The sequence below is a fragment of the Actinomadura macra NBRC 14102 genome, assembly GCF_001552215.1.
Taxonomy (GTDB): Bacteria; Actinomycetota; Actinomycetes; order Streptosporangiales; family Streptosporangiaceae; genus Spirillospora; species Spirillospora macra.
On record NZ_BCQT01000024.1, the window covers coordinates 39,958 to 63,117 of the forward strand.

General features: G+C 70.9%; 19 protein-coding genes. 12 read left to right on the forward strand and 7 right to left on the reverse strand.

Annotated features, from left to right (window positions below; translation table 11 throughout):
• Positions 1–502: 502 nt before the first annotated feature.
• The 3 genes from AMA02S_RS34465 to AMA02S_RS34475 are packed head-to-tail and all read left to right on the forward strand — an operon-like array spanning position 503 to position 3,865.
• Entirely contained in the window at positions 503–1,837 is a 1,335-nt protein-coding gene (locus AMA02S_RS34465) for an MFS transporter (protein WP_067467359.1), read from the forward strand.
• Positions 1,838–1,847: 10 nt separating this feature from the next.
• Positions 1,848–2,513 carry a response regulator transcription factor gene (locus AMA02S_RS34470; RefSeq protein WP_067467362.1) on the forward strand — a complete coding sequence of 222 codons (666 nt, stop codon included), beginning with the start codon at positions 1,848–1,850 and terminating at the stop codon, positions 2,511–2,513.
• Positions 2,510–3,865, forward strand: a complete 1,356-nt coding sequence (locus tag AMA02S_RS34475) for a sensor histidine kinase (protein ID WP_067467365.1) — start codon at positions 2,510–2,512, stop codon at positions 3,863–3,865. The genes AMA02S_RS34470 and AMA02S_RS34475 overlap by 4 nt, the downstream gene beginning before the upstream one ends.
• Here the strand turns inward: AMA02S_RS34475 and AMA02S_RS34480 are convergent.
• The 4 genes from AMA02S_RS34480 to AMA02S_RS34495 all read right to left on the reverse strand — a co-directional run bounded on the left by AMA02S_RS34480 (position 3,856) and on the right by AMA02S_RS34495 (position 7,348).
• Positions 3,856–4,782 carry a TAXI family TRAP transporter solute-binding subunit gene (locus AMA02S_RS34480; protein WP_067467368.1) on the reverse strand — a complete coding sequence of 309 codons (927 nt, stop codon included), beginning with the start codon at positions 4,780–4,782 and terminating at the stop codon, positions 3,856–3,858. The genes AMA02S_RS34475 and AMA02S_RS34480 overlap by 10 nt on opposite strands.
• Before the next feature lie 64 nt (positions 4,783–4,846).
• Positions 4,847–5,641, reverse strand: coding sequence for an enoyl-CoA hydratase/isomerase family protein (locus tag AMA02S_RS34485; protein WP_067467371.1), 795 nt, complete (start codon positions 5,639–5,641; stop codon positions 4,847–4,849).
• Positions 5,638–6,597 (reverse strand): alpha/beta hydrolase, encoded by a 960-nt coding sequence (locus AMA02S_RS34490; protein WP_067467374.1) that lies wholly within the window; start codon positions 6,595–6,597, stop codon positions 5,638–5,640. The genes AMA02S_RS34485 and AMA02S_RS34490 overlap by 4 nt, the downstream gene beginning before the upstream one ends.
• A gap of 1 nt (position 6,598) precedes the next feature.
• A complete protein-coding gene (locus AMA02S_RS34495) occupies positions 6,599–7,348 on the reverse strand; it encodes a gamma-glutamyl-gamma-aminobutyrate hydrolase family protein (protein ID WP_067467377.1) in 750 nt (249 codons plus the stop codon).
• Positions 7,349–7,878: 530 nt separating this feature from the next.
• Here AMA02S_RS34495 and AMA02S_RS34500 point away from each other — a divergent pair.
• On the forward strand, positions 7,879–9,048 hold the full coding sequence (locus AMA02S_RS34500) for a globin domain-containing protein (protein ID WP_067467380.1): 1,170 nt from the start codon (positions 7,879–7,881) through the stop codon (positions 9,046–9,048).
• Between the two features lie 70 nt (positions 9,049–9,118).
• On the opposite strand, the gene AMA02S_RS34505 is transcribed toward AMA02S_RS34500, so the two are convergent.
• Positions 9,119–9,913 carry a helix-turn-helix domain-containing protein gene (locus AMA02S_RS34505; RefSeq protein WP_067467454.1) on the reverse strand — a complete coding sequence of 265 codons (795 nt, stop codon included), beginning with the start codon at positions 9,911–9,913 and terminating at the stop codon, positions 9,119–9,121.
• A gap of 202 nt (positions 9,914–10,115) precedes the next feature.
• On the reverse strand, positions 10,116–10,913 hold the full coding sequence (thyX, locus tag AMA02S_RS34510) for an FAD-dependent thymidylate synthase (protein ID WP_067467383.1): 798 nt from the start codon (positions 10,911–10,913) through the stop codon (positions 10,116–10,118).
• A gap of 162 nt (positions 10,914–11,075) precedes the next feature.
• Here thyX and AMA02S_RS34515 point away from each other — a divergent pair, with 162 nt between their 5' ends.
• From AMA02S_RS34515 to AMA02S_RS34545, 6 genes are all read left to right on the forward strand, one after another.
• Complete coding sequence (locus AMA02S_RS34515) at positions 11,076–11,561, forward strand: hypothetical protein (protein WP_067467386.1); 486 nt, start codon at positions 11,076–11,078, stop codon at positions 11,559–11,561.
• A complete protein-coding gene (locus AMA02S_RS34520) occupies positions 11,561–13,681 on the forward strand; it encodes a molybdopterin-containing oxidoreductase family protein (protein WP_067467388.1) in 2,121 nt (706 codons plus the stop codon). The genes AMA02S_RS34515 and AMA02S_RS34520 overlap by 1 nt, the downstream gene beginning before the upstream one ends.
• A gap of 254 nt (positions 13,682–13,935) precedes the next feature.
• Positions 13,936–15,261, forward strand: a complete 1,326-nt coding sequence (locus AMA02S_RS42450; protein WP_157431027.1) for a hypothetical protein — start codon at positions 13,936–13,938, stop codon at positions 15,259–15,261.
• Between the two features lie 476 nt (positions 15,262–15,737).
• Complete coding sequence (locus tag AMA02S_RS34535) at positions 15,738–17,336, forward strand: pentapeptide repeat-containing protein (protein WP_067467397.1); 1,599 nt, start codon at positions 15,738–15,740, stop codon at positions 17,334–17,336.
• A 159-nt stretch (positions 17,337–17,495) separates the two neighbouring features.
• Entirely contained in the window at positions 17,496–18,557 is a 1,062-nt protein-coding gene (locus AMA02S_RS34540) for a hypothetical protein (RefSeq protein ID WP_067467400.1), read from the forward strand.
• A gap of 52 nt (positions 18,558–18,609) precedes the next feature.
• Complete coding sequence (locus tag AMA02S_RS34545; RefSeq protein WP_067467403.1) at positions 18,610–19,842, forward strand: DUF1266 domain-containing protein; 1,233 nt, start codon at positions 18,610–18,612, stop codon at positions 19,840–19,842.
• A gap of 108 nt (positions 19,843–19,950) precedes the next feature.
• On the opposite strand, the gene add is transcribed toward AMA02S_RS34545, so the two are convergent.
• A complete protein-coding gene (gene add / locus AMA02S_RS34550; RefSeq protein WP_067467406.1) occupies positions 19,951–21,018 on the reverse strand; it encodes an adenosine deaminase in 1,068 nt (355 codons plus the stop codon).
• 110 nt (positions 21,019–21,128) lie between these two features.
• Between add and AMA02S_RS34555 the strand changes: the two genes are divergently transcribed.
• Positions 21,129–22,091, forward strand: a complete 963-nt coding sequence (locus AMA02S_RS34555; protein WP_067467409.1) for a helix-turn-helix transcriptional regulator — start codon at positions 21,129–21,131, stop codon at positions 22,089–22,091.
• A gap of 208 nt (positions 22,092–22,299) precedes the next feature.
• Positions 22,300–23,136, forward strand: a complete 837-nt coding sequence (locus AMA02S_RS34560; RefSeq protein WP_067467412.1) for a geranyl diphosphate 2-C-methyltransferase — start codon at positions 22,300–22,302, stop codon at positions 23,134–23,136.
• Positions 23,137–23,160 lie beyond the last annotated feature (24 nt).

Here is a 23,160-nt window from a genome sequence, read left to right on the forward strand (position 1 = left end):
ACCAAGAACCCATTGCCATTGGAGAAGGTCTACTCCGGTAAGGCATACACCAACCCGCCGTGTGTAGCCCGACCCACACCTCTTCTGAGGCAGGTCCCCACACGGCGCCACTCAACAGGGCTTACCTCCTCGACATTGCCAGCGGTGCCATCGCTCGTAACATGGATCTTCCTCGCGGGAGGTCGTGTGAGTTCTGCCGCTCTGCCTGCTCCTCCTCCGGCCACCAAGGCCCGCGACTACCTCGAGGACGGCCGTAGCGAGGTCGACTTCGCGGGATCCGCCGTACTCGACGTCGCGACGGCCCTGCCGCGCCGGGCGGCTTCACGGTGGGGCGGGGTGGCGGCGCCGTGGTGGCGAACTCCCCGACTCAGGCGGAGTGATGCGCGTTGACCCGCGGAGGCCGGTGATGTTAAGGGTGCGTTAGATATCCGGCCGGTCCCTGTACGCGATCCTCCGCGCGGGTGAGGCTCCCTCTGCAACCATCCGGCCGCAGGAGGTTCCCGTGACGGCTCCCCTCATCCCCGCGCGCACCGCCCGCGTCCCGTGGAAGGCGGTGCTCGGCGGCTCGATCGGCAACATGGTCGAGTGGTACGACTGGTTCGTCTACGCCAGTTTCGCGACCTACTTCGCGTCCGCCTTCTTCCCGAAGGGCGACGACACCGCCCAGTTGCTCAACACCGCCGGCATCTTCGCCGTCGGATTCTTCATGCGGCCGGTCGGCGGTTGGCTCCTCGGCCGCTACGCCGACCGGCGAGGCCGCAAGGCGGCGCTCACGCTCACCGTCACGCTGATGTCCGGCAGCGCGCTGCTGATCGCGGTGGCACCGACGTACGGCTCGGTGGGGTACGTCGGTGCGCTCATCCTGCTGGTGGCGCGGCTGCTTCAAGGTTTGTCGGTGGGCGGCGAGTACGCGGCCAGCGCCACCTACCTGACCGAGGCGACGCCGCGGGGGCGGCGGGGCCTCGCCTCCAGCTTCCAGTACGTGTCGATGACGGCGGGCCAGTTGGTCGGGCTGGGGCTCCAGATCGTCCTGCAGCGGATGATGACGGAGGAGGCGCTGAAGTCCTACGGGTGGCGCATCCCGTTCATCGTCGGCGCGGTCGGCGCGGCGGTGGTCTTCTACCTGCGGCGCAGCCTCCTGGAGACCGAGGCGTACGACGAGCAGGAGAACCGGGCGGCCGGAATCGGGCGCGGGACGATCCGCGGGCTGCTCGCGCACCGGCGGGAGGCGCTGCTGGTCATCGCGCTGACCATGGGCGGGACCCTCGCCTACTACACCTACACCACTTACCTGACGAAGTACCTGTCCAACACCGCCGGGCTGTCCAGGAGCACGGCGTCACTGGTGAGCTTCTGCGCGCTGTTCATCTTCATGTTGCTCCAGCCGCTCGCCGGCGCTTTGTCGGACCAGATCGGACGCCGGCCGCTGCTGATCGGGTTCGGGATCGGCGGGACGCTCGGCACCGTCCCGCTGATGACCGCGTTGTCGGGCGTGACGGGATTCGGCGGCGCACTGTCGCTGTCGCTGGCGGGCCTGGTGGTCGTCACCGGCTACACCTCGATCAACGCGGTGGTCAAGGCGGAGTTGTTCCCCACGCACGTCCGGGCGCTGGGCGTGGCGCTGCCGTACGCCATCGCGAACGCGCTGTTCGGCGGCACCGCCGAGTACGTGGCGCTGTGGTTCAAGAAGGCCGGCGTCGAATCGGGCTTCTACTGGTACGTGGCGGGTTGCGCGGCGGTGTCGCTGGCCGTGTACGTGTGCATGCGCGAGACGCGGGACGCGGCGCTGACGCGGCGCGAGAGTGCGTCGTCCGGGGACGTCGTGGTGCACGCCTAACCTGGTCGGTATGCGGGTTCTCCTGGTCGAGGACGACGACCGGCTCGCGTCCGCGCTGACCACCGCGCTCACCCGGCACGGCCACCGGATCGTGCGGGCGGGCCTCGCCGTCGACGCCCTCCGCCTCGCCGGGGACGCCGACCTCGTGCTGCTCGACCTCGGCCTGCCCGACATGGACGGCCTGGACGCGCTGCGCCGGGTCCGTCGGGTGTCCGCCGTCCCGATCATCGTGGTGACGGCCCGGACGCAGGAGCGGGACGTGCTGCGGGGGTTGCGCTCGGGCGCCGACGACTACCTGGTCAAGCCGTTCCGGACGGCCGAGCTGATGGCGCGGATGGAGGCGGTCGTCCGGCGCGGCACCCGGCCGCTGCCGGTCCGCGACCGGGTCGTGGCGGTCGGCGACGTCCGCGTCGATCTGGAGACGCGGACGGTGACCGTCGCGGGCCGGCCGGTGCCGCTGACCCGCCGCGAGTTCGACGTGCTGGCGCTGCTGGCCCGGGAACCGGGCGTCGTGCGGGGCCGGGAGGAGATCCTGGACGAGGTCTGGGGCGACCCGCTGCTGTCGGCGTCACGGTCGCTGGACGTGCACATCGCAGGGCTGCGTGCCAAGACGGGCCGTCCGGGCCTCGTGGTGACGCTGCGCGGGACCGGCTACCGCCTCGGCACCGGCCCATGAGGAACCGGCTCGTCGCGACGTTCACCGTGCTGATCGTCCTGGTGATCACGGCGCTGGCGGTGCCGCTGGGGTTCGCCTACGCCTCGCACCGTGCGAATCGGCTGCTGCTCGACCGGCGCGCGGACGCGACGCGGTTCGCGGAGCTGGCCGACCGGGCCGCGCGGGAGGGCGACCGGAGCGTGCTCGTCCCGGAGGTCGCCCGGTACGCCGAGCTGTACGGGGCCGCGGTGCGGATCCGTGACCGGGACGGGGCGCTCGTCGCCGAGGCGGGCCGGATGGACGTCAACGACGACGCGGCGACCCGCACCGCGCTCTCGGGGCGGACGACCGAGGACCTGCCACCGCTCGGCCCGTTCGGCCCCCGCGCGGTGCTGATCGCCGAGCCCGCCGGGCGGGACGCGCAACTGTCGGGCGCGGTGCTGTTGCTGGCGCCGACCGAGCGGGCGCGCCGCGACATCGGGCTGGTCTGGGCGGCGCTGGGGCTGGGCGCGCTGGCGGTCCTCGGCTGCTCGACGCTCGCGGCCCGCGGGCTCGCCCGGTGGATCCTGCGCCCGGTCACCGAGCTGGACCACACCACCGGGGAGATCACCGAGGGTCGTCTGGAGGCCCGCGTCGACCCCGCCGTGGGCCCCGCGGAGCTACGCCGGCTCAAGGGCCGGTTCAACGCGATGGCGGACGCGGTGGCGGCGGCGATGGAGCGTCAGCGGACCTTCGTCGCCGACGCCTCGCACGGGCTCCGCACCCCGTTGACCGTCCTGTCGCTGCGGCTGGAGAACCTCCACCCGCACCTGCACGCGGCGGGCGCGCGCGAGCACGAGGAGGCGATGGCCGAGATCGACCGGCTCGGCGCCCTCGTGGACGACATGCTCGCCCTGGCCCGCGTCGAGTCCGGTACCGTCGCCCGCGACGTCGACGCGGTCGCCGAGTTGCGGCCCCGGCTGGCGGTCTGGCAGGAGGTGTTCGCCGCGAAGGGGCTGACCCTGTCCGTGGACCTACCGGAGTCGCGCCACGTCCACGCCGTGCCGGACGCGGTCGCCCGCATCGCCGACACCGCTCTGGACAACGCGCACAAGTTCGTCCCCGCGGGCGGCACGGTCATGGTGAGCCTGGACGGGACCGTCCTGCGCGTCGCCGACGACGGCCCCGGCCTCCCGGAGGCGGGCCGGGCCGAGGCCACGTCCCGTTTCTGGCGGTCGGCCGACCATGCGAACGTCCCCGGCAGCGGTCTCGGCCTGGCCATCGCCGCCGAGCTCGCCGGGTCCTGCGGCGGCACCCTGCACCTGCTCCCCCACACCCCGTCCGGCCTGATCGTCGAGCTCCGTCTCCGCGCCGCAGGCTCCGGTCAGCCGTAGACGGAGCGGTAGTAGCGGGCGGCACCCGGGTGCAGGGGCACGGCGCCGGTCCCGATGGCGTAGCGCCGGTCGAGACGGCCGCCGGGAGCGTCGGGCGCCTCCAGCCGGTCCCGGCCGGCGAACAGGATCTTGGTGACGGTGAACGCGACGTCCCCGGGCAGGGACACGCGGCACACCAGATAGCTCGGCGTCCCGACGGTCGGGACGGGCCGTCCACCCCCGTACTCCCCTGCCGGGACCTCGGCCATCTCGTACACCGGGCCGTGCGCGCGGCGGAGCGGCGCCACGAGCCCGCCGAGTGCGAGCAGCCGGACCGGGGTCGTCCGCGCGAACGCGTCCAGTGCCGGGGTCGGCACCCCTCCCGACCAGAAGAACGCCGCCACGCCGCCCGCCCGCAGCGCCCGCATCGACGCGTCCAGCCCGAGGGTGGACGTGCGGGCGGGTTCGGTGAGGCGGGCCGCCGCCAGCACCCGCCCGGCGGTCACCGCCGTGCCCGACAGCGCTGCGCCGATCGAGACCCGCCGCCCGGCCAGGTCCGCGGCCGACCGGACCGGCGAGCCCGCGGGCACCACCGCATGGACGTAGTTCATGTACATCCGGGCGAGCGCGGCCACCGGCCGGCGTTCGACACGGACGGCCCGGTCGGCGCTGTCGGCCAGCGCGAACCCCAGCTCGGCACGCCCGCCCGCGAGCATCGCCAGGTTCTCCACACTGGCGGCGGTCCGCAGCACCGTCGCGTCCAGGCCGCCGCGATGCAGTTCGGCCGCGAACCGCTCGCCCAGCACCTCGTAGGCGCCGCCCGCTTCGCCGGTGGCGAGCCTCAGCCGCGCCCGGACCCCGGGAGCGCCGGAGCAGCCCGCCACCGTGGCCGGGAGACCGGCCGCAAGCAGCAGGACCGTCCTGCGGGTGGGCCACACGAACCCACGCTATCCACTCGGCCGGACGCGCGGCCGCCCGGTCTGATGCCCTGTCCGCCGAGGGTCAGTCGAACCGCGCCGGGCGCTTCTCGCGCAGTGCCGCCACGCCTTCGCGCACGTCCGGGCCGGTGAATCCGAAGAACTCCATCGCCAGGGACGCATCAAACGTCGGCCCCGCGAGCCGCAGCCAGTTGTTCAGCGCGTGCTTGGTGAACGACAGGGCCTCCGCGGGCCCGGCGGCAAGCCGTCCCGCGATCTCCAGCGCGCGGTCGTGCACCTCGGCGTCGTCCACGCACAGCGAGACCAGCCCGATCCGCTCCGCCTCCTCGCCGGTCAGGACGTCGTTGAGCAGCAGGTAGTACTTGGCCTTGGCCAGCCCGCACAGCAGCGGCCACACGATCGCCGCGTGGTCGCCCGCCGCCACCCCGAGCCGCGTGTGCCCATCGATGATCTTCGCGGTGCGACCGGCCACCGAGATGTCGGCCAGCAAGGCCACCGCCAGGCCCGCCCCCACCGCCGGGCCCTGGACGGCGCTGACCACCGGCTTGGAGCAGTTCAGCACGTTCATGACGATGTCGCGCGCCTCGCGCAGGATCCGCCGTCGCGCGGCGTGGTCCTCCATCATCTGCTCGATCATGGCCAGGTCTCCGCCCGCGGAGAACGCGCCGCCCTCGCCGCGCACGACCACCGCGCGCACGCGGTCGTCGGCGTCGGCGTCCCGCCAGATCTCCGCCAGCTCCCGGTGGCCCACGGCGTCGACGGCGTTGAGCCTGCCCGGGGTGCTGATCGTGACCCGCAGTACCCCGGCCGCCGCCCAGTCGATCTTCAGCCGTTCGTACGCCTCGTATCCGCCGCTCATGGTGTCGTTCCCTCCCGCCTCGGGCCGCGCAATGCCGCGCGCAATCGTCGCACAGCGAACGCCATGGCCTCGGCACCGGCGTCGAAGACCTCGGGGAGCAGGAAGAACGAGTGGACCACGCCGTCGTAGCGGCGCAGCTCCACCGGGACGCCCGCCGCCGCCAGCCGCCGGGCGTACGCCTCGCCTTCGTCGCGCAGGATGTCGTACTCGGCGGTGATCACGGTGGCGGGCGCGGCGCCGTCGAGGGCGGGTGCCCGGAGCGGGGCCAGGCGCGGGTCGGCGTCGTCGGCGCCGGCCCGGTAAAGGCGCATGAAGCGGGCGAGGGTCGCGGCGTCCAGCCCGTACCCGGAGCCGTACTCGGCCCAGCTGGGGGTGTCCATCGCCGTGTCCGTCACCGGATAGACGAGCAGCTGGTGCGCCAGGTGGACGCCGCGCTCGCGGGCCAGCAGCGCGGTGGCCGCGGCAAGGTTGCCACCGGCGCTGTCGCCCGCCACCGCGACGGCGCCGGGGAGGACGCGGTGCCGGTGCGGCTCGCGGGCCACCGAGGCGACGACCGCCCACGCGTCGTCCACGGCCGCGGGGAAGGGGTCCTCCGGCGCCAGCCGGTAACCGACGTTGAACACCGCGCATTCCGCTCCCGCCGCCAACTCGCGGCACGCGGCGTCCACGTTGTCGACCCCGCCGAGCACCCACCCGCCGCCGTGCAGGTAGACCACCGCCGGAAGCGGGCCCCGGCCGACGGGCCACGGCCGGTACACGCGCACCGGCACGGGCCCGCCGGGTCCGGGAACCGACACGTCCGACACATGCGGCAATTCGCGGCGCCGGGCGGGGAACGCCGCGCCGATCCTGCTCCGCATCTCCTCGATCGTGGGCTCGCCGCCGGCGTCCTCCCCCGCCGCCGTCCAGGACGCGAGCAGTTCCAGGAAGTCCTCGGTCTGCGGGTGCAGGGGCATCTCAGCGCCCGGCGGCCTCGGCCACCAGCGCCTCGAACAGGCGCTTGTCCTCCCCCTCCTCGGGATGCCACTGGACGCCCAGCCCGAACCGGTGGCCCTGCAGCTCGACGGCCTCCACGACCTGGTCCTCCGCCCACGCGACCGCCGACAGTCCCTTGCCGAGCCGGCTCACCGCCTGGTGGTGGGAGGTGGGCACGTCGGACGAATCGCCGAGGATCTTCCCGACCGTGCTGGTCGTGCTGAGCCGCACGCGGTGCGAGCCGACGATCCCGGTCTGCGGCGCGTGCCCCTCGTGCCCGACCGCCTCCGGCAGGTACTGGATGAGGGCGCCGCCGCGCGCCACGTTCAGCACCTGCATCCCCCGGCTGATCGCCAGGAACGGCAGGTCGGCGTCCACCGCCGCGCGGATCAGCGCCAGCTCGAACCGGTCGCGCTGCGGCTGCGGCGGCCCGGTCTCGGCGTGCCGGACGGCGCCGTACAACTCCGGGTCGAGATCACCGCCGCCCGCGAGGACGAGCCCGTCCAGCCGGGAGACCAGGACCTCCAGCCCGCGCAGGCTCGCGGTGGGCGGCAGCATGACCGGGACGCCGCCGGCACGCTCGACCGAGCGCAGGTACGGCGCCGGCAGCAGCGCGGCCTCGCGCACCCAGGCCTCCCAACGGGCCGGCTCCTGGTACGCGGTGACGCCGATCAGCGGCGGGCCGCCGTGCGCGGCGCCGGGGCCTGGGGCCCCTCGGATCGCCTCAGACATGCGTGGTTCCCCTCTGCAGTGCTCCTGGCCGCGGTCCGGTCACACTATGTGGTGATTACCCCGTTTTGCGAGGTCACCCCGCACACCGCAGCCCCCCTCGGACCGTCTCGTCCCTCTGGCCCCCTCTCAGCAGCTTGCCCCAACCCCCCGATCCGCGCAGTCCGAATCATTCCACCGGGGAGGAGATCCCTCCTCCGGCACGCAGGCCGGTTCCGGCCGGTTCCGGGGCTGCGCCCACCACCCCGCGCCGGCGCGAAAAACCCCGAAGGCGCAGGAGCTTCCGACTACTCCAACCCTTCTTAAAGCGATCTATCCCACTCTTTCAGTACTGATCAGTATTCATCTACTTTGCCGGAATTATTCCCATCACAGGGAATTATGAAATGATTACTCTTCGTCAATAAGGTCGTGGATTGCGGTGAATCGGTTGAGGACCTGCGGGTACCGGTGCGAGAATCTCATGAAGTCGGGCAGCCGCTGCCACGATCGGCGGGCCCCTCCCTCGAACCCCAAGGGGGCGAGCTTGACAAATGTCACTGGAACCCCGAACCATCAAAGAGACATTCACCCGACTGGAATGCGAACCCGATAAGTCCGCGGGCTATTTCTACGGCCGCCTCTTCGCCGAGAATCCGCGGCTGCGCCCGCTCTTCCCACCCGCGATGGACTCCCAGCGCGATCGGCTCTTCCACGCCCTCACCAGGATCGTGTGGAGCCAGGACAGCCCCGCCGAACTGGCCGCCTACCTCGCCCGCCTCGGCCAGGGGCACCGCAGGTTCGGGGTCCTCCCCGAGCACTACCCCGCGGTCGGTGCGGCGCTGATCGCGACGTTGCGCCGGTTCGCCGCCGATGTCTGGAGCCCCGAGGCCGAGGCCGCCTGGACCGCCGCCTACGACGCCGCGGCCACCGCCATGATCGAGGCCGCCGAGCAGGAGTCGGAGAACACCCCGCCCTGGTGGGTCGCCGAAGTCGTCGCCCATGACCGCCGCGCCGCCGACCTCGCGGTGCTCACCCTGCGGCCGGGCCGGCCGCTGCCCTACAGCCCCGGCCAGTACGTGACGGTGCAGACGTCACGCTGGCCCCGCGTCTGGCGGCCCTACTCGATCGCCAACGCCCCGCGTCCGGACGGGCTGCTGCGCCTGCACGTCCGCGCCCTGCCCGCCGGGTGGGTGAGCGGGGCACTGGTGCGGCACACCCGTCCCGGCGACACCGTTCTGCTCGGCCCCGCCAGGGGCGCGATGACGCTGGCCCCGGATTCCGGGCGCGACCTCCTGCTGGTCGCAGGCGGTACCGGCCTTGCGCCGGCGAAGGCCCTCGTCGAGCAGCTCGCGCTGTCGGGCGGAGGACGCGGCGTCCACCTGCTGGTCGGCGCACGCACCGCACGCGACCTCTACGACCTGGCCGATCTGCGCCTCCTGGAGGAGGCCCACCCATGGTTGGAGGTCGTGACCGTGCTGTCGGACGACCCTGTCCTCCTGGAGGCTCCCGATCACGAGGGCGAGCGCGGCCTCCTGCCCGACGTCTTGGACCGCTTCGGCAGCTGGGACGACCACGACGTCTACGTCGCCGGGCCCACCCCCATGATCCGCCAAACCGTGACCGCGCTGCAGCGGCTCGGGGTGCCGCTCACCCGCGTCCACCACGACCTGCTCCACACCGAGGACATCCCCGTCCAGGACGGCTCGGCCCCGCCCGGCTGACCCGGCCGGCCCCCCAGCCCGCGTCCACCGGCACCGGTGCGGCCTTCCACTGGCACGGCCGCATGTCGCGCTACCGGCCCGCGCGCTCGCGCAGGAAGGCGCCCGTCGGCTCGTCCGCCGGATAGAACGACTCGATCGCCAGCTCCGCCACGGTGATGTCGACCGGGGTGCCGAACGTCGCGATCGTGCTGAAGAACGACAGCTCCCGCCCGTCCGCCCGCATCCGCAGCGGGATGACGACCTCGTTACCCGCCGGCGGCGCCATCGCCTCGCCCACGTCGCCCGGGAAGCTCCGCAGCTCCCGGTACAGCCGCTCCAGCGACGCGTCCGCCGTCAGCGCCACGTGCCGCCGCACCCGGTCGATCATGTGGGCCCGCCACTCGGCCAGGTTGAGGATGTGCCGCGCCATCCCGTCCGGATGCATGCTGAGGCGCAGGACGTTCAGCGGCGGCTCCAGCAGCTCCGCCGGCGCGTCCTCCATGAACAGCGCCGCCGCGTCGTTGGCGTCGACCAGGTTCCAGAAGCGGTCCACCACCACCGCCGGATACGGCTCGTGCCCGCGCAGCACCTGCCTGAGCGCCGCCCGGACCGAGTCCATCCTCGGCTCCTCGATCGGCGTCTCCGCGAACACCGGCGCGTAGCCCGCCGCCACCAGCAGCAGGTTCCGGTCGCGCAGCGGCACGTCCAGGTGCTCGGCGAGCCTCAGCACCATCTCCCGGCTGGGCACCGACCGCCCGGTCTCCACGAAGCTCAGGTGCCGCGTCGACACCTCCGCCTCGGAGGCGAGCTCGAGCTGACTCAGCCGGCGGCGCTGCCGCCACGCCCGCAGCTGGTCCCCGATCGGCCGCACGTCGCCCAAGGTCATCGTCGTCACCACCCCGACGCTACCGGCCACGGGTCATCGCGCCGATGACGTCCGAGGTAATGGACGCGCGGGGTGATCGCGAGAATGGAGCCATGTCACCGCGGGAGGGACCGTCGGGTCACCCAGACACAGGCCGTCTCGCGCTTCTGATCTTGTGCTATGCCGCCGCCCGCCTTTACATTGTAGATCACCGACCCGGCCGTCAGACCTTGCGCCACTGCGGAACCCAGGCGCCGTCCTCGACCACGTAGTCGCCGAACAGGTCCGGGGCCTCCTTGCGCATCACCTCGCCGATCTTGCCGAAGAGCAGGCGGATCTCCTCCTCGGCGCCCGGGGCGGTGCGGTTCTCCAGGGTGTGCCGCAGGGTACGAACGTTGGCCGTCCAGACCAGGCCGGTACCGACGCCCTCGGGGGCGAAACGGCGCATGAACGAGGTCTTGTGCTTCTTCTCCTTGAAGGGCACGCCCTCGTCGTCCAGACCGAAGTGCCCGGCCATCCAGCCCTGGAACTCCTCCATCTGCTCCAGCATGGCGGTGGCGCGCTTCATGAGCTCGGGATCGTCGCGGGCCCATTCGGGGAACCAGAACGGGATGTCCTGCAGCCGGACGAACCGCAGCGACTCCTGGGAGATGGCGACGCCCGGACGATGCCGGACCAGTTCGTGGGTCAGGACACGGCTGACATTGTGCAGGACGAAGCTGAAGCTGACGTGCTCCAGGACGGAGCCGTGCAGACTGCGGAGGATGTTCTCCAGATACTGCCCCTGGTCGGTGCGGACCTTGACCACGTTCGGGTTAAGGCCCGGCTCCCAGGAGCGGTAGCACAGCCGACCGGCGAACTCCGCGAGGTTCTGCGGGTCGTTCAGCTCGGCGTCGAGATCACCACGGTCGAGCCGCTCCAGCCAGCCCTCCCCGCCCACGTCCCGCAGGTACCGGGCGACCTCGTCGTAGTCCAGTTCAGGCCGCGCTACGAGGAATACCTCTGGCTCGACGCTCTTCACTCTCGTCCCCCCACCGGGTCGTGTCCGTTCGCACCATAGGAAACCACCCCGGTGCGGCGGCCGCGACCTCGCCTTCCCGGCGCGGCGTCAGGTGCGTCATGGGGTGACGGTCGTGGGGATATGGCGCAGACTGGAGGGGTTCGTCGGGTGGGAAGGGGTCGGATGGACGAGGAGAGCGTGCCGGTGGGGGGAACACATCGGCCGCGACCGGTGCGACCGCTCGGCATCCATGAGGGCGGCGGGTGGCGGCTCAAGGTGTACGGAATCACATCGGAGGGCGAGCGCCCACCCGACGAACTGGTCGGAGCGGCGCTGAAGGCGGCGCCCGAGGCGCTCCCCTCCCCCGCAGTCCTGCGCGGTGGGCCCGACCCGGACCGGTACGGACTGGGGTTCGTGGTGGTCCACCGGGCGGGCGACTTCTGCTTCGTCCTGTACGACTGGTGGGCGGCCGAGAACGAGATCCACCAGCGGTTGTACTCGGCGCCGCTCGACGCGCCGCAGGAACTGCGGCCGCACCCCACGCCGGCGGTCTTCTGCGTCTGGGAGGGCGCCGCGGTCGACCACGAGCGCCGCGCCTGGATCGAGCACGTCCTCAAGCGATCGGACGTCCAGGGATACCTGGACGACCGCTTCGAGGGCCAGGTGTGATGGCGGCGGAGCTCACGGTCCTCGGCGCGTGCCCGCTGGACTGCCCGGACGGGTGCTCATGGGTCGTCACCGTCCGCGACGGGAAGGCCGTGAACCTGCGCGGCAACCCCCGGCACCCGTACACCCGCGGAGCGCTGTGCACGAAGGTCAACCGGTGGTTGGAACGTGCCGCACAACCGGACCGGATCCTCCATCCGCTGCGGCGGGTCGGCCGCAAGGGCGAGGGCCGGTTCGAGCGGATCGGCTGGGACGAGGCCCTCGACGAGATCGCGACGCGGCTGGGCGACACCGTCCGCGAGCACGGCGGCGAGGCGATCTGGCCCTACTGGGGGACGGGCACGCTCGGCTACCTACAGGGGTTGGAGGGGTACTCCGGGCGGCGTCTCTTCAACGTCCTCGGCGCCTCGGGGCACGACGCCGACATCTGCTCGGCGGCGGGCGCGGCAGGCCTGGAGGCGACGATCGGCTCGGCGGGCGGCATGGACCCGCAGGACCTTGCGCACGCCGGGCTGGTGATCCTCTGGGGCACCAATCCGCTGACCAGCGGCCATCACGTGTGGAAGTTCGTCCAGGAGGCACGCAAGGCCGGGGCCTGGCTGGTGGCGATCGATCCCGTCCGGACGAGGACCGCACAGCAGGCCGACGAGCACCTCGCCCCCATGCCCGGCACGGACGCGGCGCTGGCGCTGGCCCTGCTCCACGTGATCGTGGACCTCGGCGCGCAGGACGAGGAGTTCCTCAACCGGCACACGCAAGGCTGGTCGGAGTTCCGCGAGCGGATCGCGGAGTTCCCGCCGGACCGGGCCGCGGAGATCACTGGTGTTCCAGCGGACCGCATCATCGCTCTCGGTGAGCGGATCGCCCGCACGCGGCCCACGGCCATCCGCGCCACGCAGGGGATCCAGCGGCATTCCGGCGGCGGCTCTACGCTGCGCGTCCTGGCGTCCATCCCGGGGGTCACGGGCGACTGGGCACGGCTCGGCGGCGGTCTGACGTTCTCCACGTCCGGGCACGTCAAGCTGAACAAGGCGGCGCTGTACCGCGACGACCTGCGCCCGGGCCCCGTCCGGACACTGTCGATGAGCCGCCTCGGCGAGGGCCTGCTGGACGTGCGGGAGCCGCCGGTCGCGGCGCTGTTCGTCATCGCCGCGAACCCGCTGGCCAGTACCCCGCACCAAAGCAAGGTCCGGCGCGGCTTGGCCCGCGAGGACCTGTTCACCGTCGTGATGGAGCAGTTCCCCACCGACACCGTGGACTACGCCGACATCGTGCTGCCGGCGACGGCACAGCACGAGCATCCCGACCTGCACGAAGGGTACGGACACCTGTACCTGACGTGGAACGAGCCGGCGGTCGCACCGCCAGGCGAGTGCCTGCCGACCGCGGAGACGTTCCGGCGGCTGGCGCGGCGGATGGATCTGGACGAGCCGAGCCTCTACGACTCCGACGAGCAGCTCGCAGAACAACTGCTCGCCTCCGACCACCCGTGGATGGCGGGGATCACGCTCGACCGGCTGCGCAAGGAGGGGTTCGTACGGATGTCCGTCCCCGACCCGTTCCTCCCATACGCGGACGGGTTCCCGACGCCGTCAGGACGGCTGGAGTTCCGTTCCGCGCGAGCGGCGGACGCGGGCCTGGACCCGGTCGCCGGATACACGCCGCCCGCCGAAGTGGCCGATGCCGAACGTGCCGCCCGATATCCGCTGGCGCTGATCTCGGCGGCCTCGCACGAGTTCCTCAACAGCCAGTTCGGCAACAACCCCGAGCTGAGGCGCCGCAACGGCGGCCTCACCGTCCGATTGCACCCTGACGACGCGCAGGCCCGGGGACTGAGCGAGGGACAACGCGTCCACGTCGCCAACGACCGCGGCGGGTTCGAGGCCGTCCTCCGAATAACCGACCAGGTCAGACCAGGCGTCGCGGCAACGACCAAGGGCCACTGGGCCAAGCTGTCAGGCGGCGCCAACGCCAACGCCGTCGTCGACGAGCGCGCCACCGACCTCGGCGGCGGCCCCGTCTTCCACGACACCCGCGTCGAGATCAGCGCGACTCCCGACGATCTTGAGAAGGCACATCAAGTGCACCCCGTTCACGGTGGGGTTTCAGAGCCTCATCAATGAGCCATGTCATCCGGTCCTCGGTGTCCGGTAGCAGGTGTTAGTAGCGGTCGAGCGTGATGGTTGCGCTGCCGGTGCGGACAGGTACCACCGAATCAGAGGTGTCACCCAATACCGCGCTGTGATGGAAGCCGGTCTCGACCGCCCCCGCCGATGACAGTGAATCCGAGACGGACGCCCCAGGTCAGCGCGATAATCACCGTAGAGCAGAGGCGAGCCCGCGCTCCTGCCCTTATCTGGTCGAGGTGAATCGCAACATGTCCGCCGAAAGCTCCCATATCGGCGCGCGATTGCGCACCGAACGGAAGAAGCGCGGCTTAGTCGTGGCCGATCTCGCTTCGCTGTTCCGCGAAGTCGCACCCGATCGCGTCGCCGCGACACTGCCCACGCGCAGGAATATCGAGCGGACCATCCGCGGGCATGAGGCAGGCGAGCACGGCGTAGGCCCACGCTACCGGCTGCTGTACGCCGCCGCGCTGAAGATGACCGAGGAGGAGCTCTTCCCCGAGTCTTCGCAAGCGCCTCCCGCTGATTCCGGGGGTACCGTGGCACTTGCCAGCATTCCCGACCCTTGGGACGACGACGTGAACCGTCGCGAACTCCTCTACGACTCCGGAGCGTGGGCCGCCGGCGCGGCCGTTGCGCCGATTCTTGCGTCCTTGGACAGGGCATGGCAGGCCAGCCAACATGCCCTTCCCGGCGCGAGCGTTTCCCGGGAAATGATCGACGACTGGGAGAACGGCTATGACGTCCACGCGGCCAGCTGGCGACACGACCATCCGTCCGTCGTGCTGGCAGCTCTCGCAGCTGACTGGAGTGATATCGCGCCCCACCTTCGTCGCAGCCAGCCGGATGCCGCCGCCCGCGATCTCGCACACGCCGCCGCCCGGCTAGCGTTCTTGATCGCGGGAGGACTCTCAGAGATCGAGGACCGCCGCCACTCCCGGCGCTGGTGGGGCACCTCCAGATATCTCGCCGACAAGTCTCGAGATCCAAACCTTGCGTCGCTATCGCGCAGTTTCGAAGTCACTACCCGACTATCTGATGATCGAGAAGACCCCGGTGCTCTTCTTTCGCTTGCTCAAGAAGCGCGCCGACTTGCCGGCACCCGTCCCACGGTCGCCCGAATCTATGCGGTAGCCGTTGAGGCGGAGACACACGCGGCAAATGGGGATCTTGCATCGGCGATCACGGCCATCCGCGAAGTCGAGGCACTCTTCGCCAGGCTTCCGGCATCAGGACCGCAATGGGGTGAAGATCGTCTCCGGTACGTCCAGAGCCAGGTCTACGCATGGGCCGGCGATGTGCGGCGCGCGAGCGAGGCCCAGAAGGCCGGACAGCCCTACTATCGGTCAAGTGAACACCAGGCGGTCCAACTCCAATTGCACGTGCCAATGCTCCGTGCACGAACCGATCCGGAAGGTGCCCTTACCCAGGCACTCGAAATCATCGACGCGCTTCCAAAGGAGCGGCGCATCGCGCGAGTCCGATCGAATGCACGACGCGTCATCACCGTGATCCCCGAGCAGGCGCAAGCGCTTCCGGCCACACGAGAGCTGCGGGCGCTGACCACTGGAGTCTGACCATCGGGCAACGATGATCGCGACGAGAACCCCGCCGAGCCGTTCGGCGAGGTTCTCGCCCGCTTGAGCCTTCTCCGGGCCACCCGGCTGCGCTGAGGGCCGCTCCGGTCGGGCCCCGGCGGAACTCCCCTCCGGTCCCCGGGACCGCGCTGAATGCAGCCGCTCCCAAGAGTTCCTTAACCACCAAGGGGCACTGGCCCAAGCTCCCACGCGACGCCAACGCCGTCATGGACACCACCCGGCTATCTTCGGCGATCACGGCCATCCGCGAAGCCGCCCCCATGAGCAGCGCGGAGCTATGGACAAGAGGCATACCGAAGGGGTGACGCTCTGCGGGTGACGTTCACCCGTCCACCGGCCATATCAAGGGATGGGCTCGGCAGGTCACCCGTAGCGCTTTGGTGTTGCACCACGTGGCAACAGCAATCATGGACTAAGACCGGCGGCATCCCCGCGCGGCCGGTGATGATGGGCCGGTGACCGCGATCGAGCCATCGCAGCCCCGGGTCCCGATTCAGAAGCGTCCGGAGGTGATGGCCTGGTCCGGCGAGCTCAAGAGACTGTTCGACTCGGTCGACGTGTCGATCAACCGGTTCTGCAAGGCAAATCCTCTGGTCGACAAGGGCACGCTGTCGCGCTATCTGAACGGCAAACGGGTGCCGCAGAGCCGGTGGCTGCTGGACCGGCTGCTGGCTCTGCGCGCCGAGGCCGGTACTCCGCTCGCCGACCAGGCCCGCGATCACCTGATCGGCCTGCAACTGGCGGCGCTCCAGGTAGCTCACCCGCACGACTACCGGATCCGGATCGCCACCGACGAGCTCAACGTCACCCTGACCGCGCTGCGGGAGAGCCAGCGGCATGTCCGGCACTTGGAGGAGGAACTCCACCACCGCAACCGGCAGCTGGCCGACCTCCTCCAGGCCAACGCGCAGATGCGCACCGCGTGGGACACCGACCGCGTCGCCACCCAGGCGGCGGCTCAAGCGGCCATCGAGGGACTCCATCGTGAAGTCGCCGAACTCACCGCCCAACTCGCCCATGCCCGCCGACACCACGAACAGGTCGACGCGCGGTGCCGGGCACTTGAGAGCCTCCTCGATCAGCTATCCGCAGGCAACGGACAAGAAGCGGCGGAGTCATCGTCGCCGATGGAACGCCTCGGCGTCGCCATCGTCCAACTACGCTCTCCCGAACCCGTAAAGCGGCTTGACGGCATACTGGCTCTGTCCGAGTTGGAGGACCACCACGCCGCCGTGCACCCCCTGCTGCTGGACCTCCTGCGTACTCCCGCTCCGATGTCGCCTTCCGGATCATGCTTACCTGCGATATCCGCCGCCAGCGAGCAGGACGTCCGCCAGGCGGCATTCGACACCGCCACCCAGCCTCAGAATCTCGGGTTGGCCAACGCCAACCTCGTTCGCGCGGACCTCTCCCACCTCGACTTTCACTGCAAGAACTTGGTCGGCGCGAACCTGACCCGCGCGAACCTCACCGGGGCGGACCTGACCGGCGTGGACCTGACCCGCGCGGACCTGACCCGTGCGAACCTGACGAGCGCGAGCCTGACCGTCGCCGACCTGCCTGGCGCCACTCTCCCTGGCGCGGATCTACCCGACACGGATCTGACCCGCGCGGACTTGGCCGGCGCTAACCTCGCCGGCGCGAACCTCAGCGGCGCGAACCTCACGGGAGCGAATCTGAGGGACACGAACCTCAGGGACACCGATCTGACCGAGGCGAACCTGACCGACACGGACCTGACCCGCGCGGACCTGACCGACGCGAACCTGACCGGCGCAGACCTGACCCGCGCGTACCCGATCGACGCGAACCTGACCGACGCGAACCTGACCGGAGCGAACCTGACCGACGCGAACCTGCCCGGCGCACACCTGGCGGGCGCGAAACTGGTCGGCGCGAAACTGGTCGGCGCGGACCTGAGGGACGCCGATCTGAGAGAGGCGGATCTAGCGAAGGCGGATCTGACCAGTGCGGACGTGCGCGGTTCGGTGGGAATCTCCGAGGCTGAGATCCGGAATGCCGCCGGAGTCGACAAGCGCACCCGATTTCCCTGAAGGCACTGGAGCAAAACCGGCAGGGGTGCAGCAGAGCGGTGGGCGGGGCGGTGTACAACACCGTGGCTTGGTCGCTGGTCTGTGCTGACCTGACCACTGTTTCGGAGACGGTGCGGGCATCACCCGTTTTGACGTTTCGTAGTCGAAAAGGAGCTCCCCGTGGTCAACTCGGTCGCTTTGGAGAAGTTCGACGGTTCCACTGACGACGAGCGTCTGACCGCCGCCCTGTCGTACGCCGCGGCTCAGACCTACAAGCCGGCCATCCTGCTCGCCCAGCACCGGCAGTACGCCTTCAGCAAGCGGCGGACGATGTACAACGGGTTCGCCCTGGCCGGGCCGCCGGTCTCCGGCAGTGAGTTCCGGTACAACGGCAAGGTCAAGCTCAACATCCCCGGCTCGGGCTGGCTGGACATGACCGGCAGCCAGCTCAAGGGCATCTCGATCAAGAACCTGTCGTTCGAGGGCAACGCCGAGACCAGCTTCTTCGTCGACAAGACCAACACACAGACGGTCCTGTGGGCGTCCCACCTGGAGAATCTCGGCTTCTCGCTGTTCAAGCACGTCATCTGGGGGGCGCACACCGCCGTGACCCTTTCCGGGTACTGGGACGTCAACAACTGCTACGACACCGAGTTCAAGCTCTGGGGGTCCGACAACAACTACTGGCCGGACGGGATGCTGCTGGACTCCCCCCACCATCCCAAGGGTCAGCGGTACCACATCTGGCTACCGCACCTGAGCAAGAGCAACGTCGGGCCGGTGTTCGTCACCGGCATGCACAACGTCACCCCCATGCGCATCGACGGTGGTCGGGGCGTGATCGTGTCCGGTGCCCGGCTGGAGGCCCAGCAGGGCAACCCGACGTGGGGAAGCCAGCTGGTGATCACCGGCGGCAAGTTCCTGCGGATCAGGGACGCGTTCTTCTTCAACGGCATGGCCAAGCCCGGCGACACCGGCCACCCGGACCGGGCGCACCACCGGGGCATCATCACCATGACCGGCGGCTCCGACGTGGTCTTCGACGGCTGCATCTTTTCCGACGGCGACGGACAGCAGAAGACCTCCACCCCCAAGGGCACCCCGGACCTGTACGTGGCCAAGGGCTCGCGCATCCGGGTGCGCGACCACCAGTCCTCCCAGGCGCCGAAGATCGTCCGTGCGAGCACGGTGTCCGCCAAGGAGTTTCACGTCGACTCCGATCTCCCCGTCACGGTCGGGTGAGGAACCGCGCGGCAAGATCGCCTGGAACGGTACGGTTTCTCCCGGAGGGACCATGACGTATCAGGCGATGCTCGACCGGGCCAGGAAGTTCGAGCGGCAGGGCCGGCCCGGGGAGGCCGCCGCGGTCTATGCCGACGCCGCCGCGGAGATGGAGGCGCGGGGCGACTGGCCGTCCGCGGTCGCGGTGCGGGCCCGGCACGCCCGCGCGCTCGCCGCCGCCGGGAACACTGGCGAGGCCCAACGCGTCCTCGACACGGTCGAACGGGCAGCCGCGTCGATGCCCGGCGAGGTCCGCGCGGGACTGGACGCGCAGGCCGCGCACGTGCTGGCCGCCGCCGGACGGACCGGTGAGGCGGCCCGCCGGGCCTGGGCCGCGATGACCGGGTACGGCTCGCTCCACGATCTCCGACGCGCCGAGACGGCGGGCGTCCACGCGGCCCGGCTCATTCTCAAGGATGCGGGGCCACGCGGGGCGCTGCGGCCGCTGCGTGAGTTGCTGGCGCAGATGCCGCCGGGCGGGGACGGGTTCCGGCAGGTGTCGGCGATGCTCGCCGACGCCGAGCGGCGCCCCGACCGCGACCACGACATCCTCGTCACCGACCCCGAGTGTGCCCCGTGGGGACGGCTGGCGGCGGCGCTCGCGGTCGGCGCGCACCTGGCCGTCGGCAATGGCGTCGCCTGGAACACCCTTGAACATGACGGCAATGACCGGACGCTGCTCGAACGCGACTGGGGCATCACCGACACCGCGAGCTGGCGCGAGCAGGTGGACAGGCTGCTGGACGCCGAGAACTGCGATCCCGCCATCCAGATGGTCCTCGACCGCCGGGGTCGCGGCACCGACCCCCGCGCGTGGCGCGGTGCGATCATCGGGTGGTGCCGGGAGCGGAACATCTCCGAGGACACCGTCCGCGACGTCACCGCCATGTCCGCGACGATCCTGCGGTATGAGTCCCGGTTCCGGGCCGACGGCCTGCTCTCCCCGGATGGGCGAGTCGAGAGCGTGTACGGCTACGACTTCGGGCGAGCCGTGAACATGGCCCGCTGGGGTCTGAACGCGGGTTACTGCGACGCGGAGGAGGCCGAGAAGTGCGTTCTCACCGCCGGTCACCGCGCCCACCAGGTCTATCCGTCGTGGGAGTCGTTCTCCGCCGGGTACATCCTCGGCCGGATGCTCCGCTTCGACGACGGCGAGTTCGGCGAGTGGTACGAGCGCTCGCTCACCGGCCACCGCATCCTCACGGACGACCCGTCCAGCCCTTGGCGCCGCATGACCTGGGGCTGAAAGGCCTCAACCCTCACGCGAGCGCGCCACCAGCCCGCGTGAGGCAAAGCCGAAGGCGAGCCTCACGCGGGCGGATCGCGAAGCGATGACGCGCTCGCCCAGGCACGGTCAGGGCGAACCGCCAGGCGAGTTCTCTTGGGCCGGGTCTGCGATGAGCGCGGTGTCGATCTCGTCGAAGATCGCTTGGCGGTCCGGGGCGTCCAGGGACGAGGCCGTCACCGCATTGCGGGCGAGGGCGGCCAGTGCCGCGCGGTCCAGGCCGAAGACCTCGGCGGCCACGCGGTACTCGCCGGTGAGGGTGGTGTCGAACATGGGCGGGTCGTCGCTGTTGAGGGTGAGGAACAGGCCCTCTTCCAGCATCCGCGGCAGCGGATGCGCGGCTAGATCCGGGACCTGGCCGGTGCACACGTTGGACGTGGGGCAGACCTCCAGGGGGATCTGGGTCTCGCGGAGGTGGGCGATGAGGCGCGGGTCGTCCACGCAGCTGATGCCGTGCCCGATGCGTTCGGCGCCGAGTCCCTCGATGACCTCCCAGATCGTTTCGGGACCGGTCATCTCGCCGCCGTGCGGAAGGCTGCGGAGTCCGGCGGCGCGCGCCGCGGCGAACGCGTCGCGGAACGTGTCCCGATGGGGCGGGCGGCACTGTTCGATGCCCGCGAGACCGAACCCGACCAGCGCCTCCGGCGGGTGCGCGAGGGCATGGTCGAGGGTGCCGCGGGTGCCCTCGGCACCGAACTCGGCGGGGATGTCGAAGACGTAGGCGACGCGTATGCCGTGCCGGGCTCGCGCGTCGCGCGCGGCCAGGTCGAGGGCCTCGGTGATCGCCGGCATCGGCATCCCGGCCCGCTGGTGGGTGTAGGGGGTGACGGTCAGCTCGACGTACCGGACGTTCTGCGCCGCGAGGTCACGGGCCGTTCCGAGGACGAGGGTCGACACGTCCTCGGGCGTCCGGACGAGGGCGGACACCGACTCGTAGACCTCGGCGAAGTGCGGGAAGTCGCGGAACTCGTAGAAGGCGCGCAACTCGCGCTCCTCCACCGGGACAGGGCCGTCGGGGTGGCGGTGAGCGAGCTCCAGGACGGTGGGAACGGAGGCGGAGCCCACGAGGTGGACGTGCAGCTCGACCTTCGGCAGGGCGTCGATGAACGCCTCGGTGGAGGTGGTATCGGTCAACACGCCGCGAAAGTAACAGCCCCCGGACCAGGATCAACAGGAGAATACGCGAAACCTCACACGAAGCTGTCAGGAACGACGCTGCTGCGAATTCCCAGTGTCAAAATGGGACAGTGAGGGCTTCTCGGTTGATCTCGCTGCTCTTGCTCCTGCAGTCGCGGGAGACGATGACGGCGGGCGAGTTGGCGCGGGAGCTGGAGGTCTCGCAGCGCACCGTCTACCGGGACGTGGAGGCGCTGTCGGCGGCCGGGGTGCCGGTGTACGCCGACCAGGGGCGCAATGGCGGGTACCGGCTGCTGGGCGGGTACCGGACGCGGTTGACCGGTCTCAGCCGGGAGGAGGCGGAGGCGCTGTTCCTGTCGGGGCTGCCCGGCCCGGCCGGTGATATGGGCCTCGCCGACGCGGTCGCCGCCGCCGAACTGAAGGTGCTCGCGGCGCTGCCGACGTCGTTGCGGGACGCGCCGGCCCGGGCGGGCCAGCGGTTCCACCTGGACGCGCCGGGCTGGTTCGGAGACGCCGAGCCGCCGCCGCTGCTGCGCGAGCTGGCGCGGGCCGTCTGGGAGGACGAGGTCGTCGAGCTGCGCTATCGCAAGGACCGGGAGGTGGTCCGGACGGCCGAGCCGTACGGCCTCGTTCTGAAGAACGGCACCTGGTACCTGGTCGCGCAGGTGGACGGAGCGGCGCGCACGTATCGGGTGGCACGGGTCGTGTCGGTGCGGCCGACCGGGACGACGTTCGATCGGGACGAGGGCTTCGACCTTGCCGGGTACTGGCGGGAGCAGGCGACGCGTTTCCTGCGCTCGATCCTGCGGGAGGAGGTGACCGTCCGGCTCAGCCCCGTCGGGATGCGGGCGCTGCGGTGGGCGGTCGAGCCGTACGCGGCGGAGCGGGCGGCCGAGTCGGCCGGGCCGCCGGACGAACGGGGGTGGGTGGTGACCACCCTGCCCGTCGAGTCGGAGACCGTCGCCTACTCCGAGCTGCTGCGGCTCGGACCGGAGGCCGAGGTGCTGGAGCCGTCGGGGCTGCGCGCCAGGCTGGCGGACGCCGCCATCCGGCTCGCGGGTCTCTACCAGTAGCCGGCGTCCCTCGCAGGACGTTGGCCTGAGCCTGTCCCGGCCGTCACATTGTGCTCAACCGTACGTGCAGCTTCTGTGCGGAACAGTCCCCTTCACGCCACAGGAACCTGACCGCTAGTGTCCGATTCGTGACGCAACGCAGCTGGTCCCGACCCACTGTCACGGGTCCGCCGCCGCGCGAGCCCCTGCCATCCCGAAGGGACGTGCCATGACCATCGCCAGCGACTACCAGCAGGATGTCGCCAGCTACTGGAACGCCGAACGCAATCCGGTCAACCTGCGGTTGGGCGACGTGTCAGGGATCTACCACCACCACTACGGCATCGGCGAGGTCGACCGGGCGGCCATCGAGGCCGCCGGTGACGCGGGCCGCGAGGAGGCGGTCATCGCCGAGATGCACCGGCTGGAGAACGCCCAGGCCCGGCTGCTGCTCGACCATCTCGGCGATCTCGGGCCCGACGACCGGGTGCTGGACGCCGGATCCGGCCGCGGCGGCTCCAGCATCATGGCCAACGCCGCCTTCGGCTGCCGCGTCGACGGCGTCTCCATCTCCCAGGCGCAGGTCGACTTCGCCAACGGCCAGGCGACCAAGCGCGGCGTCGCCGGCAAGGTGCGGTTCCACCTCAGGAACATGCTCGACACCGGCTTCGAGGCCGGCGACTTCCAGGCGGTGTGGAACAACGAGTCGACGATGTACGTCGTCCTGGACGACCTGTTCGCGGCGCACTCCCGGCTGCTCGCCCGCGGCGGCCGGTACGTCACCATCACCGGCTGCTACAACGACGTGTACGGGCTGCCGTCCAAGGCGGTCTCCAGCATCAACGCCCACTACGTCTGCGACATCCACCCGCGCAGCGGCTACTTCCGCGCCATGGCCGCCAACCGGCTGGTGCCGGTCTCCGTCATCGACCTCACCGCGGCCACGATCCCGTACTGGGAGCTGCGCCGGACGTCCTCGGTCGCCACCGGCATCGAGGAGGCGTTCCTGGAGGCGTACCGCGACGGCAGCTTCCAGTATCTGCTCATCGCCGCCGACCGCGTCTGACCCTTTCGCCCGACGGCCGACCGC